General features: G+C 56.2%; 12 protein-coding genes. 4 read left to right on the forward strand and 8 right to left on the reverse strand.

The genetic code is table 11. The features are described 5' to 3' along the window. Positions 1-18: 18 nt before the first annotated feature. Genes FHW66_RS00445 through FHW66_RS00460 form a run of 4 tightly spaced genes read right to left on the reverse strand, consistent with a single transcriptional unit; the run spans position 19 to position 4,938 of the window. Positions 19-1,095 (reverse strand): branched-chain amino acid ABC transporter permease, encoded by a 1,077-nt coding sequence (locus tag FHW66_RS00445; protein ID WP_183377757.1) that lies wholly within the window; start codon positions 1,093-1,095, stop codon positions 19-21. A gap of 40 nt (positions 1,096-1,135) precedes the next feature. Further along, positions 1,136-2,050, reverse strand: coding sequence for a branched-chain amino acid ABC transporter permease (locus tag FHW66_RS00450; RefSeq protein ID WP_183377758.1), 915 nt, complete (start codon positions 2,048-2,050; stop codon positions 1,136-1,138). Positions 2,051-2,079: 29 nt separating this feature from the next. Further along, positions 2,080-2,913, reverse strand: a complete 834-nt coding sequence (locus tag FHW66_RS00455) for an ABC transporter ATP-binding protein (RefSeq protein WP_370543426.1) — start codon at positions 2,911-2,913, stop codon at positions 2,080-2,082. Between the two features lie 51 nt (positions 2,914-2,964). Further along, positions 2,965-4,938, reverse strand: coding sequence for a long-chain fatty acid--CoA ligase (locus FHW66_RS00460; protein ID WP_183377760.1), 1,974 nt, complete (start codon positions 4,936-4,938; stop codon positions 2,965-2,967). Between the two features lie 284 nt (positions 4,939-5,222). Between FHW66_RS00460 and FHW66_RS00465 the strand changes: the two genes are divergently transcribed. After that, positions 5,223-5,879 (forward strand): Crp/Fnr family transcriptional regulator, encoded by a 657-nt coding sequence (locus FHW66_RS00465; RefSeq protein WP_183378599.1) that lies wholly within the window; start codon positions 5,223-5,225, stop codon positions 5,877-5,879. 20 nt (positions 5,880-5,899) lie between these two features. After that, positions 5,900-6,787 (forward strand): alpha/beta hydrolase, encoded by an 888-nt coding sequence (locus FHW66_RS00470; RefSeq protein WP_183377761.1) that lies wholly within the window; start codon positions 5,900-5,902, stop codon positions 6,785-6,787. A 34-nt stretch (positions 6,788-6,821) separates the two neighbouring features. On the opposite strand, the gene FHW66_RS00475 is transcribed toward FHW66_RS00470, so the two are convergent. The 4 genes from FHW66_RS00475 to FHW66_RS00490 all read right to left on the reverse strand — a co-directional run bounded on the left by FHW66_RS00475 (position 6,822) and on the right by FHW66_RS00490 (position 11,179). Further along, on the reverse strand, positions 6,822-7,253 hold the full coding sequence (locus FHW66_RS00475; protein ID WP_183377762.1) for a response regulator: 432 nt from the start codon (positions 7,251-7,253) through the stop codon (positions 6,822-6,824). Between the two features lie 194 nt (positions 7,254-7,447). Beyond that, the gene (locus FHW66_RS00480) at positions 7,448-8,098 is read right to left on the reverse strand and encodes a response regulator transcription factor (RefSeq protein WP_183377763.1); all 651 of its coding nucleotides are present in this window, start codon (positions 8,096-8,098) and stop codon (positions 7,448-7,450) included. A 2-nt stretch (positions 8,099-8,100) separates the two neighbouring features. Beyond that, the gene (locus FHW66_RS00485) at positions 8,101-9,558 is read right to left on the reverse strand and encodes an ATP-binding protein (protein ID WP_183377764.1); all 1,458 of its coding nucleotides are present in this window, start codon (positions 9,556-9,558) and stop codon (positions 8,101-8,103) included. Between the two features lie 85 nt (positions 9,559-9,643). Further along, positions 9,644-11,179 (reverse strand): PLP-dependent aminotransferase family protein, encoded by a 1,536-nt coding sequence (locus FHW66_RS00490; protein WP_183377765.1) that lies wholly within the window; start codon positions 11,177-11,179, stop codon positions 9,644-9,646. 103 nt (positions 11,180-11,282) lie between these two features. Here FHW66_RS00490 and gabT point away from each other — a divergent pair, with 103 nt between their 5' ends. Beyond that, complete coding sequence (gene gabT, locus FHW66_RS00495) at positions 11,283-12,581, forward strand: 4-aminobutyrate--2-oxoglutarate transaminase (protein WP_183377766.1); 1,299 nt, start codon at positions 11,283-11,285, stop codon at positions 12,579-12,581. A gap of 47 nt (positions 12,582-12,628) precedes the next feature. After that, complete coding sequence (locus FHW66_RS00500; protein WP_183378600.1) at positions 12,629-13,750, forward strand: ABC transporter ATP-binding protein; 1,122 nt, start codon at positions 12,629-12,631, stop codon at positions 13,748-13,750. The last annotated feature ends 53 nt before the right edge of the window (positions 13,751-13,803 follow it).

The following is a 13,803-nucleotide window of genomic DNA, read 5'->3' on the forward strand; positions in this document are numbered from 1 at the left end:
AGGCATTCACGGACAGGTTCAATGCGGGAAAGGCCACAGACGTAGTTTCTCTTTGGTGATCTGCCATAACCGGGCCAAACCATGCGGCTCGACAATCAGGAAGAAAATAATCAATGCGCCAAACAGCATCAGCTGAATATGCGACACCGTCGCATTGGTGAACGGCAGGTGCAGAAAGCTCGCCAGCGGCGGCAAGACATTGTCGAGAAAAATTGGCAACAGCAGGATGAAGGCGGATCCGAGGAAGGCCCCTAGAATACTGCCAACGCCACCAATGATGATCATGAACAGAATCCGGAACGACAAATCCAGCGCAAAGCCATCCGGCTCCACCGAGCCGAGGTAGCAGAACGCATACAAGGCACCGGCAACACCACAAAAGAAGGAACTCACGGCAAAGGCCAGCAGCTTGGTCTTCATCAGATCGATACCGATTACCTCAGCGGCAACATCCATGTCGCGCACTGCCATCCAGGCACGTCCGGTAGAAGAACGCACCAGGTTCTTGGCCAGCAAGGCCATGACGCAAACGATACTGAGTACAAACAGGTATTTCTTGACTGGCGTATCGATGTCGATGCCCAACACAGCCATTTTCTGTGTGCTGATGACACCCGATGAACTATCGTTGGAAAACCAGGCAAACTTGGTCAACACCCATACGACAAAAAATTGCGCCGCCAGCGTCGCCACGGCCAGATAAAAACCCTTGATCCGTAGCGACGGCAAACCAAACAATACGCCAACCAATGCCGCGCAAACTCCAGCCAGCAGGAACGACAGCACAATCGGCATGCCCTCGATACGTAACTGAAAGTTGTAAGCGGCATATGCCCCAACGGCCATGAAGGCGGCCGAACCCAGCGACAGTTGCCCGGCATAGCCGGTCAGAATATTGAGCCCCAGCGCCGCCAATGCGAACACCAGAAACGGAATCAGAATCGCCGAGAACCAGTAGGTACTGCCCACTGCGGGAATCACCACGAACGCCAGCGCCAGTAACAGCACCATGCCAATTCGATCTTGCCGGATCGGGAATATCTGGCTATCGGCGATATACGACGTCTTGAACTGTCCTGCCTCACGGTAAAGCATGTTGATTCTCCTGATATTTCTGCAACTTCAACAATCGTATTCAGACCCGATCGATATATCGCTCGCCAAACAAGCCCTCGGGGCGTACCAGCAGGAACAGCAGCGCAAACACGTAAGGGAACCAGCCTTCAATACCGCCGAAGTTGCCGCCAAACAGGTCCTGCAGTACCGGCGGGATATAAATCTCGGCGAGCTTCTCGGAGGCACCGATGATCAAGCCGCCGACAATCGCACCCGGAATCGAAGTAAAGCCACCCAAAATCAAGACCGGCAATGCCTTCAATGCCGTCATGGTCAATGCAAACTGCACGCCATTGCGCGAGCCCCAGAGCAAGCCTGCTACCAGCGCCACAAATCCGGCCACGCCCCACACCACCGCCCAGATATGTTGCAACGGGATACCGAGCGACAAGGCGGCCTGATGGTCATCTGCTACCGCACGCAAAGCACGACCGACACGGGTTTTCTGGAAAAACAGCGCCAGCAGTGCGACCAGCGCAATCACCATGCCCGAGGCAAACAGATCGAACTTGGAAATCCCCAGACCGACGCTGTCCATGATCGCCATGATCGGCTCATCCACAATGCCAAGATCAATCGCCCGCACTTCGCTGCCAAACAGCAAGGGACCAAGCCCTTCGAGAAAAAACGCCAGGCCGATGGTGGCCATGAACAGTGTGATCGGTGGCTGATTGACCAGCTTGCGCAAGACCAGACGTTCGGTGCCGATGCCAACGATGATCATCACCACAAACGCCCCGATGATCGCAGCCCACAGCGGAAAGCCGTGGTCCATCAACCCCACCACCGCCAGCGCAGCGAAATACACCATTGCCCCCTGGGCAAAATTGAACACGCCTGACGCTTTGTAAATCAGCACAAAACCCAGCGCCACCAGCGAATACATAAGGCCGGACAACAAGCCGCTGAGGGTGACTTCGATAAAGAATTGCATGGACGAACTCCCGATTCTGAGACGCAGTGTCAGTGTGAGGTGCCGAGATAGGCCTTGATCACTTCCGGATTGGCCATGACCTCGGCCGGTGTGCCGTCACCGATCTTCTTGCCGTAGTCGAGCACCACCACGCGGTCCGAGATATCCATGACCACGCCCATATCGTGCTCGATGAGTACGATGGTGGTACCAAACTGTTCATTGACGTCGAGAATGAAGCGACACATGTCCTGCTTCTCTTCCACATTCATCCCGGCCATCGGTTCGTCGAGCAGCAGCATGCTGGGTTCCGCTGCGAGCGCACGCGCCAGCTCGACACGCTTTTGCAGGCCGTAAGGCAAGCGCCCGACCGGCGTCTTGCGGATGTGCTGGATTTCCAGAAAGTCGATGACTTCCTCCACCTTGTGCCGATGCTGCATTTCTTCCTGACGGGCGCGGCCCCACCACAGTGCATTGGCAAGGAAGCTGCTGTGCATTTTGGTATTGCGTCCGGTCATGATGTTGTCGAGCACCGTCATACCCTTGAATAGCGCAATGTTCTGGAAAGTGCGGGCAATGCCCTGCCGCGCAATCTGGCTTGGCGCCACACCAGCCCGTCGCTCGCCACGGAACAGGATGTCACCCTGCTGCGGGTGGTAGACGCCGTTGATGACATTGATCATCGAGCTTTTACCGGCGCCGTTGGGGCCGATGATGGCGCGGATCTCATGCTCGCGGACATCAAAGGAGATATCGGTGAGCGCCTTGACGCCTCCGAATGACAGAGAAATATGCTGCAGATCGAGCACCACCTCACCAATACGGCTCGCCCTTGGATCGAAGGCAACTGTGTCGGCTGCGGACTCGTTCTGCTCCGGCTGCATCGGCAGCACTTCTGCGCTGATATGTCGTTTCATGGGGGCGCTCATGCCGGCCTATGCCGCTTGATGAAGGTTGGCGAAGGTCTTGACGTCGGCGATGCGCAGATCGGCGGCGATCATGCCCTGCCGTCCATCTTCGAACTTCACCTGGGTCTCGATGTATTGGGACGACTTGCCCGCATACAGCGCTTCGATCAGTACTGCATATTTCTGCGCAATGAAGGCGCGTCGGACCTTGCGGGTACGGGTCAATTCGTCATCATCTGGATCGAGCTCCTTGTGCAGGATCAGGAAACGATGAATCTGCGAACCCGCCAGCAGCGGGTCTTGGGCCAGATCGGCATTAACCTTTTCAACACACTCGGCCACCAGCGCATAGACCTTCTCATGCGCGGCCAGATCGGTATAGCCGCTGTAAGCAATATGACGTCGCTCAGCCCAGTTGCCGACCGCATCCATATCGATATTGACGAAGGCCATGCATTGCGCACGCTGGTCACCAAAGGTGACGGCTTCCTTGATGAAAGGGAAGAACTTCAGCTTGTTTTCAATGTACTTAGGCGCGAACATCGTGCCATCTGCCATCTTGCCGACATCCTTGGCACGGTCAATGATCTTCAGGTGGCCATCGGCATCAAAAAAGCCTGCATCGCCGGTATGGAAGTAGCCCTGTGCATCAATTGCTTCGGCCGTCGCATCGGGCCGCTTGAAATAGGATTTCATCAGGCCGGGCGAACGCACCAGTACTTCACCGTTGTCGGCAATGTGTACCTCGACGTTTTTCATTGGCCGTCCGACGCTATCGAGCTTGACGTCACCCGATGGCTGCATGCACACCGTAACGCAGGTCTCGGTCATGCCATACAGCTGCTTGAGGTTGATCCCCAGCGAGCGGTAAAAGTCGAACAGGTCTGGCCCGATTGCTTCGCCGCCGGTATAGGCAACGCGAATACGTGAGAGACCTAATACATTCTTCAGCGGTGCATACATGAGCAGATTGCCCAGCGCATACAGACAACGATCTGCCAGCGAGACATCGGGCTTGTTGTCGAGGATACGCATACCAACCCGGCGCGCTAGTTTCATGCTTGCATGAAACAGCTTGCGCTTGAGCCAGCCGGCATCTTCGATACGGATCATGACCTGAGTGAGCAGGTTTTCGTAGACACGTGGTGGTGCGAAATAGTAAGTCGGCCCAATCTCGCGCAAATCCGTCGCAACGGTACTGGGTGACTCCGGGCAATTCAGGCAAAAGCCTGCTACATGGGCCTGCGCAAAGGAATACAGAAAGTCGCCTACCCAGGCCAATGGCAGGTAGCACAAGACGTCATCATTGGCATTGAGCTGATCGAACTCGACCAGCGTACGCGCCGTGGCAATCATCGCCGCGTGAGAATGGCAGACGCCCTTGGGCTTACCGGTGGTGCCGGAGGTATAGAGAATGATGGCAATGTCGTCCGCAGTTAACGAGGCGACCTGCTGCGTAAAGAAATCGGGATGTGCCCGGTCATAGGCACGTCCCAGCTCCTGCACCTGTTTGAATGCCTGCAGCTCGGGCTGATCATAATTGCGCATGCCACGCTCATCGTCATAGATGATGTGACTTGGACGGTTTGATTCTGCCGACAGGTTGAGCTTGATATCAAAGACCTTGTCGACCTGCTCCTGATCCTCGGCAACCACAAAATCGACCTCGGCATCCTCAATCACATAGGCCATATCCGCAGCCGGCGCATCCTGATACAGCGGCACCGGCATACCACCCAGGCATTGGGCGGCCGACATGGCCCAGTACAGACGCGGACAGTTGTTACCGATAATCGCCAGGCTCATGCCGCGCTTGAAGCCCAACGCTGCCAGCCCACAGGCAAAGGCACGCACTTCATCGGCGACTTCGGCCCAGGTCGTGGTTTGCCAGATACCAAGATATTTCTCGCGAAAAGCCGGCTGCTGCGGGCGTACGCGTGCATGTGTCAGCAACAGCTGCGCAAAGGTCTGCGCGGCGGCTGTGTCGCTTGTCTCCACCATCGTTCCACCTTTTTATCTGACGTACCGAGATCGTCGGCACGCGTTGGGTGATATGCATGTGTCTTCGCAGTCTGAACCGCAAGCCTTACGGCGCACTTACTGAAAAATCATCCATTCTGTGCAGGGCAAGACCGGCAGACGCTGTCTGGTTTTGTGCGATGATAGTAGAGTGACTAGAACATCCTGGTTGTCATTTCGCAGACAATTGACAAACTTTCGATACCGCATTGCAGCATCATTCAGTATGGCCACGCATGATTAAAACAGAAACATCCATCAGGGAGATGCTGGAAAAGTCCCTCTGGGCGCAAGCGCTCACCCAGGAGCAGCTTGCCCGTGTGCAGGCGGAAGTAACCAGCCGTCGTATTACCGCTGGCAGCTTTGTCTGCCGCAAGGGTGATCCGGTGGTGCACTGGATCGGCGTACATGAAGGTTTGCTCAAGATGAGCAGCGTCTCGCCGGAAGGCAAGACCGTCTCCTTCGCCGGTATGGCCAATGGTGGCTGGCTGGGCGAAGGCTCGCTGCTCAAGGATGAACCGCGTAAGTATGATGTGGTAGCACTACGTGATAGCGAACTGCTGTACATGCCCAAAGCGACTTACCTCTGGCTGCTCGACAACAGTATTCCTTTCAACCGTTTTCTGGTGACCCAGCTCAACGAACGGCTCGGCCTGTTCATTTCGCTGGTGGGATATGATCGCATGCTGGAGCCGGATGCCCGGGTAGCGCGCTGTCTGGCAGCCCTGTTCAACCCGTATCTGAACCCAGGCATTGGCCTGGAACTGCAGATTTCCCAGGAAGAAATTGGCAATCTCTCCGGTGCCTCGCGGCAACGTGCCAACCAGGCCTTGCAGGTACTGGAAAAGGCCGGCTTGCTCCGGGTGGACTATGGCAGCATTACCATTCTCGATCTGGAAGGTCTGCGCCAGTTTCACACTTGATCCTCCGCGAATTCTCCATCATGATGAAAGCAGCAATTCACAGCGTCCCCGCTATTGCCAAAAAACTGCTCCACAGCATCCTGTTGTTCTCCGTCATCCATCTCGCCCACGCAGAAAAAATCGGCGAAGGTGCCGGCGTACAGCTTGCCGATATTGCCGGCACGCCAATACAGCTGTTCACTTATCGTCCCAGTGGCTGCACGCCGAAGGCATTCTTGCTGGTGTTTCACGGCGTCGCCCGCAATGCGTCGACCTACCGTAATGCGGCGCGTCCGCTGGCAGATCGGCTGTGCATGATCGTTGCCGCGCCGCTGTTTGATCTGCAACGCTTTCCAACCTGGCGTTATCAGAAAGGTGGTCTGGCCCACAAAGGCGCGATTGAGCCCGCCGAACACTGGACGGGACAAATCGTCCCCCAACTGGCACAGTGGCTGCAACAAAATGAGGGGAATCCCGCACTGCCCTATTTCCTGATCGGTCATTCCGGCGGCGCGCAATTTCTGAGCCGGGTCGCGGCTGTCATCCCGAATCAGGCGCAACGTATCGTAATTGCCAATCCCTCGACCTATGTCTTGCCCAGCACGGAGGAAGACCCGCCGTTTGGCCTGCATCATCTGCCCGATGCCCAGAGCCTGCTGCGCCACTATCTGGCACAGCCGGTGGTCATTTTGTTGGGACAGGAAGATCAGGGCACCAAGGAGCTCGACGAGAGTGGTGAGGCCCAAGAGCAAGGCAGTACCCGACTGGACCGGGGCGAGCAGACTTTCAGGAAAGCCCAGTCAGTCGCTAGCGCCCATGGCTGGCCTTTCAACTGGAAACTACTGGAAGTCCCGGGCACCGGACATAGCGCGACGAGCATGTTCCGCTCGTCGCAAGCGATTGAAGCGTTGACCATACCCGCACCATGAGTGTGAAACAGTGACCGCGAGAAACACCAACGGCTCAGCGCACTACCTTGTTACGATTGACCCAGTACTCGCCAGCATCGGCAACGGTGCCAATGAATTCACGCGGGTCAGCGGCTTTCATCAGATAACCGTTGGCACCAAGTTGATAACTGTCAACGATGTCACGCTGATCATCCGAAGATGAAAACAGTACAACCGGGATATGCGCGGTGTCGCGGGTGGTCTTGAGCATGCGCAGGAAATCATGGCCGCTCATCAACGGAAGATGCAGATCCAGCAGAATCAGTCGCGGTTGCATGTCTCTCGAAATCGGCACGCCGGGCGAAGGAAACATGAATTCGACCGCCGTTTCGGCATCGGCACACCAGGTCATACGGTCGCCGAGCTTCTTGGTATCGAGGGCAATGCGGGCCAGCTCGGCAACTTCCGGGCTGTCATCAACCAGCAGGATGTCCACTTGTACCATGTCAGATTCACTTTCTAGAGTATTCAACCGCCTTGCGACTGAGTCGATCCGAGGTGACCGACGCAGTCAGAAGTGTGAATCATTATGGCATAGCGTCACGTTGATTTAATCAGGATATTCCTTAATTTTGCCAGAGTGACAAGCTCCATTTCAAGACAGTAAAAAGAGATGCGCTACTGCTACTTCTGCGTTAACTATTTCTCCGATGTGGTCAACCCGGTGCGAATCGCATAGCGCACCAGTCCTGGAACATCGCGAATTTCCAGGCGTTCCATCAACTGCGCGCGATGAGTCTCGATGGTCTTGGCGCTGATATTGAGACGGTAGGCAATCTCCTTGGTGTTATTGCCCTCGGCGATCAGTTGCAGGATCTCTCGCTGTCGCGGCGTCAGCACTTCAACCGCACTACCATCCTGCGCGACCTTCTTCATATACAGCTCGAGTGCTTCCCGCGAGATATGGGAATCCAGATACTGTTCGCCGCGAATCACTTCGGCAATAGCCTTTTCCAGTTCATAGGCTGCCGAGTCTTTAAACAGGTAGCCGTTAGCGCCGGCGTTAATGGCCTGCATCACGTATTCCTCGCTGCCATACATCGACACCATCAGGAACTTGATGTGCGGATAATCAGCGCGCAGACGACGGACCGCCTCCAGCCCGTTCATGCCCTTCATGGCGATATCCATGACCACGACGTCAGGCCGCAGCTGCGCCGTCATTTCAATGGCAGCATTGCCATCATCGGCCTCTCCGACCACTTCGATATCAGGCATGCTGGTGAGCAGAGAGCGAATGCCGCTACGTACCAATGCATGATCGTCCGCCAGTAAAATTCTCGTCAACATCGTCAATTCCTCCGCATCACAGGTGCTACTGGTAATTGAACCGTTATTTCCGTACCGCGACCGGGCGCGGAACACATTTCCATGGTGCCCCCGACGAGCGCCGCACGTTCCTCCATGTTGAGCAAGCCAAAACTGATGCCAGAGACTGCGTTATTGCGTGCCAGATCAAGATCAAAACCGCGGCCGTCGTCGCGAATGCTGACGTGCAGTTGATCCTCGTGCTGCACTACCTGAACCCAGATATTGCTGGCCATGGCATGCCGCAGAATATTGGTCACCACTTCCTGCACGATCCGGAAACAGGTGTTTTCGATGTCGTGATGCATGGGCATGGGCAAGGGTGCGCTTTCGAACCAGCACTTCAGATTGGCAAGACCGGCCTTGTTTTCGACATAGGAGCGCAAGGTCGCGATCAGTCCCAGATTGTCTAGCTGTGGCGGCCGCAGATCGAGTGACAGACTGCGTACCTGCGACAACACTGCACTGACGATATCAATCCCGTTCTGCAGCGCCGGGCCATCCAGCGACCCGGTCTTCTTGATTGTTTCCAGATTGATTTTGAGCGCCGTCAGTGACTGCCCGACATCGTCATGCAAGCCACGCGCCAGATGCTGACGCTCGCGCTCCTGTACTTCAATGACGCGACTGGCAAGAATCTGCTGACGTTGCATCGCCAGTTCCAGCTCGTTCTGTGACTGCACCCGCTCGGTGACATCAATGGCCAGACCCGCTGCCAGAATATTGTCATCGCTGATCAGCGGAAAGCGCGTGACGTCCAGAATGCGTGGGCGATGCGCAGCGTCAATAACGGTTTCCTGAGTGTGTATCTCATGCCTGCTGAGTCGCACTTCATTATCATTGGTTTGTGCATTCTGAGCGGCACCGTTCGTCATCAGGTCCATCTCGGACATGCCGATCATTTCCGCCGGGGTCAGCCCAAAAAATGCCGACTGGGCTGGATTGACGTACAGATAGCGGGAGTCGGCATCCTTGATCCAGGCCGGCATCGGTGCTGCGTTCATGAACGCATGAAAGCGTGCCTGCATTTCGCGCAGCGCTGCCGCACTGGCGCGTTGCCTGCGCCGGACCTGAGCATCACGCAATTCACGCTCGACAGCAATTGGCAAGCGCGCCATGCTGCTCTTGAGGAAATAATCCTGGGCGCCAGCCTTCATCACCTCGACCGCTGTCTGCTCACCGATGGCGCCAGAGACAATAATGAATGGTATCTCGGCATCATGACGCTGCAACAATGCCAATGCCTCGACACCACTGAAGCTGGGCATGGCGTAGTCAGAAATCACGATGTCCCACTGTTCCTGCAACGCCTGCTGCATCGCCTGTTCGGTATCGACGCGCAGCCAGAATGGTTCAAAGCCACCGCGCACCAGCTCGCGCAGCATCAAGGTGACATCCTCTTCCATGTCTTCAACAAACAGTACGCGTAAGGAAATACTCATAGTGCTCCTGATGCTCCCGCGACGTGGTCGTATCTGCCAGCATCAACCAGGATCATTGCGATAATCACGACATACTCAACAGTATTTAATCCAGATGTTTCTTGATCACGCCTGCCAGCTTGCCAAACGCGGTAGCGATCTCGTCACTGGGGACGCTGGCATAACCCAGTAGCAAACCACAACGTGCCGATTTCGGGCTCATGTAGTAGGTTGACAATGGTCGCACAATAATGCCCCGCTGGCGTGCTTCTTCACAGATCAGTTTGTCATTGCAGTGTGGTGGCAACAACAAGGTCAGATGCAAACCCGCCTCGCCACCGGTGATGGTCAACTTGTTCCCGAAATGATGCTCGATTGCCTGGAGCAATATCTGTAGTCGCTCGGCGTACAGCACGCGCATCTTGCGTATGTGCGACGAAAAATGTCCTTCCGCCATGAAATCGGCCAAGGCAGCCTGCAAAAACACCTGCCCGCTACGGTACAACTCGGCCAACCCGGTACCGAAAGCCTCCGCCAAAGACTCTGGCACCACCAAAAAACCAATCCGCAAGCCCGGGAACATGATCTTGCTAAACGTGCCCATGTAGAGCACACGGTTGTGGATATCCATGCCCTGCAGCGACGCCAGCGGCCTTCCCCCATAACGGAACTCGCTATCGTAGTCGTCCTCGATAATCCACACCTTATGGGTGGCGGCATACTCCAGCAACATGCGTCGGCGCGACAGACTCATCACCATGCCCAACGGATATTGATGCGAAGGCGTGGTGCAGATAAAGCGTGGCGGACGACGCAGGTTGGCCAGTCGCATGCGCATCCCCTCCTGATCCACCGGAATCGGTACCGTGTCAATGCCCAGTGAGTTCAACACGCTGCGGGTTCCCCAGTAACAGGGATCTTCGACCCAGGCTGAGTCACCATGCTCGCCCAGCAGTTTGACCACCGTATCGAGCGACTGATGGATACCGTTGGTAATCAGAATCTGGCTGGCATTGCAGTTAACCGAGCGTGCCAGCCGCAGATATTCGGCAATCTCTTCACGCAGGGCTGCGTAGCCTGCACCGGGACCATACGTCAGCATGTCGGAGCGGTTACCGCGCCAATATTTGTTTTGCAGACGACTCCAAACCTTGTGCGGGAATTGCGTCACATCCGGCACACCCGGCATAAAGGCCCCCCATTGCTTGTCACTGACGCCGGCCTTGCGCACCAGCATGGCACCCCGTGCCGACAGTTCCGATTTGCCAGAGGGATCTGTCAATGGCGTATTACGCTCAATGCTTTCCGGGATTTGATCCGGTGCGGTGTCGGCCACGAAGGTACCGGCACCGGCACGGGTTTCGAGATAGCCCTCCGCCAGCAACTGCTCATAGGCGAAGGTCACTGTGTTACGCGACATACCCAGCTCGGTTGCCAGGTCGCGCGACGATGGCAGCTGCAACCCCACCGGCAAGGTCTGCGCCAGAATCGCCTCGCGGATCAATTGATAAATCTGGCGATTCATCGGCAGTTGTTGCAGTTGCGTCAAATTGGACGAACTGGCAGCGCGCTTGCCGGTACGACTGGCCCCAGCACGGGTTACGCGCTGCAGCAAAAAATCAGAGAGGGAAGCGACGCTCAAAGTGGCACCATCAAATAATTAAAACTGGCTCTATATTACAAGACCATTACAGACTTAGTATTACTCCAACATCACTTTTTTGAAGCCGCTACCGGAGCCCCTCATGCCCACCAAGATTCAATACAAGAACACCGAACTGCAACAACGCAAGAATGCCGCGACACCACGCGGCGTCGGTGTCATGTGCAACTTCTATGCCGAGCGCGCCCTCAATGCCGAGCTGTGGGATGTCGAAGGTAACCGCTACATTGATTTCGCTGCCGGCATTGCCGTGCTCAACACCGGCCATCGCCATCCACGCCTGATGGAAGCTGTACGCGCCCAGCTGGATCGCTTTACGCATACTGCTTATCAAATCGTGCCCTACGCCAGCTATGTCGAACTCGCAGAGCGCATCAACGCTGTCACGCCAGGTACTCATGCCAAGAAGACAGCACTGTTCTCCACCGGCGCCGAAGCAGTGGAAAACGCCATCAAGATCGCCCGTGCAGCCACTGGTCGCTCAGCAGTGATCGCGTTTTCTGGCGCATTCCACGGCCGTACCATGATGGGCATGGCACTCACCGGCAAAGTGGCACCTTACAAGCTCGGCTTTGGCCCGTTCCCGGGCGAGGTCTATCACGTTCCCTTCCCTTCGGCACTGCACGGCATCAGCACTGCGGATTCGCTAGCGGCGATTCACAGCCTGTTCAAGAGTGACGTCGAGGCAAAACGCGTTGCCGCCATCATCATCGAGCCAGTACAGGGCGAAGGCGGCTTCTATGCAGCGCCACCAGAATTGATGCGCGGCTTGCGTGAACTCTGTGATGAGCACGGCATTGTGCTGATCGCCGACGAAGTACAAAGCGGCTTCGCACGCACTGGCAAGCTATTTGCTATGGAACACTACGATGTACAGGCTGACCTCATCACCATGGCCAAGAGTCTGGCCGGTGGCTTGCCACTGGCTGCTGTCTGCGGTCGCGCCGACCTGATGGATGCGCCGGCACCGGGCGGTCTCGGTGGCACCTATGCCGGTAACCCGTTGGCAGTGGCTTCAGCATTGGCAGTGCTGGACGTGATTGCCGAAGAAGGCCTGGTCACACGTGGTGCACGTCTCGGACAAAAACTGCGCGAGCAATTGCAGGAATTGCAAAGCGCGGTTCCAGCCATCGGCGAAGTCCGTGGTCTGGGCGCGATGATCGCCGTCGAATTCGTGCAACCCGGCAGTGACCATCCCGATGCCGAATTCACCAAGCGGGTGCAAGCCAACGCACTGCAACATGGACTACTGTTGCTGACCTGCGGCAGCTATGGCAATGTCATCCGTTTTCTGTTCCCGCTGACGATCCCGGACTCAGTCATGGACGAGGCCCTGCACATCTTGCGCAAGGCTGTGCTGAACGCTGGACAGAACGCCTGAACACTGATTAACCCGCAACTGATTTCACAAAGAGAATCCGCATGATGATGAACGCCGCCAGCAAGTTGGAGACCAGTGGCCAAGCCGCTGCCGCACAGACACTCGTGCAGTTCTGCGGCGTCAGGAAGACTTACGATGGCGAAAACCTGATCGTCAAACATCTCGATCTGGAGATTCGTCGCGGTGAATTTCTGACCCTGCTGGGGCCATCCGGCTCAGGCAAAACCACCTGTCTAATGATGCTGGCTGGTTTTGAATTTCCGACCAGCGGCGAAATTCGCCTCGATGGACAGTTGCTCAACCGGGTGCCACCACACAAGCGCAATATCGGCATGGTGTTTCAGAACTATGCGCTGTTCCCGCACATGACCATTGCGCAGAACGTGGCCTACCCCCTGAGCGTGCGCAAGATGGATAGCAGCACCCGTGCCGCCAAGGTCAAGCAGGCGCTCGACATGGTCCAGATGGGCAAGTTTGGCGACCGCTATCCGACCCAGTTGTCGGGCGGACAGCAACAACGTGTGGCACTGGCGCGCACATTGGTATTCGATCCGCAACTGGTCCTCATGGATGAACCACTGGGAGCGCTCGACAAGCAGTTGCGCGAACATATGCAGCTTGAGCTCAAGGCCTTGCATCGTCGACTCGGCGTGACCTTTGTCTATGTCACGCACGATCAGGGTGAGGCCTTGACCATGTCGGACCGCGTTGCCGTCTTTGATCAAGGCGAAATCCAGCAACTGGCACCGGTCGCAGAACTCTACGAATACCCACAAAACCAGTTTGTTGCCTGCTTCATCGGCGACAACAACCGTTTCAAGGCCAGCGTCGAGTCGGTCGAGGGCGATGCCTGTCAATTGCGCCTGCCCGATGGCAGTGCACTGATCGGTCTCAATGTGCACCATGCCAAGCCAGGACAGGTCGTCACCGCCTGTATCCGGCCTGAACGAATCGGTCTGCTGACCACACCACAGGAAGACAATCTGCTTAGCGCCAAAGTTACCGGCCTGATCTACTTTGGCGACCATGTGCGGGTGCGATGCAGCGTCAGCCATCAGGAAGACTGCTTCGTCAAACTGTCGCTGAGTGATCCGGCACTGGCCAGCCTGAGCGAAGGCAGTCAGGTCTACCTGCAATTGACTGCCCGGCAATTACGCGTTTTTCTGTAACCGTTTTCTATACACGTTTTTTCCACCCACCATCATTACGACAAAGAGGAACC

The organism is Herbaspirillum sp. Sphag64 (genome assembly GCF_014192645.1).
Classification (GTDB): domain Bacteria; phylum Pseudomonadota; class Gammaproteobacteria; order Burkholderiales; family Burkholderiaceae_D; genus Herbaspirillum.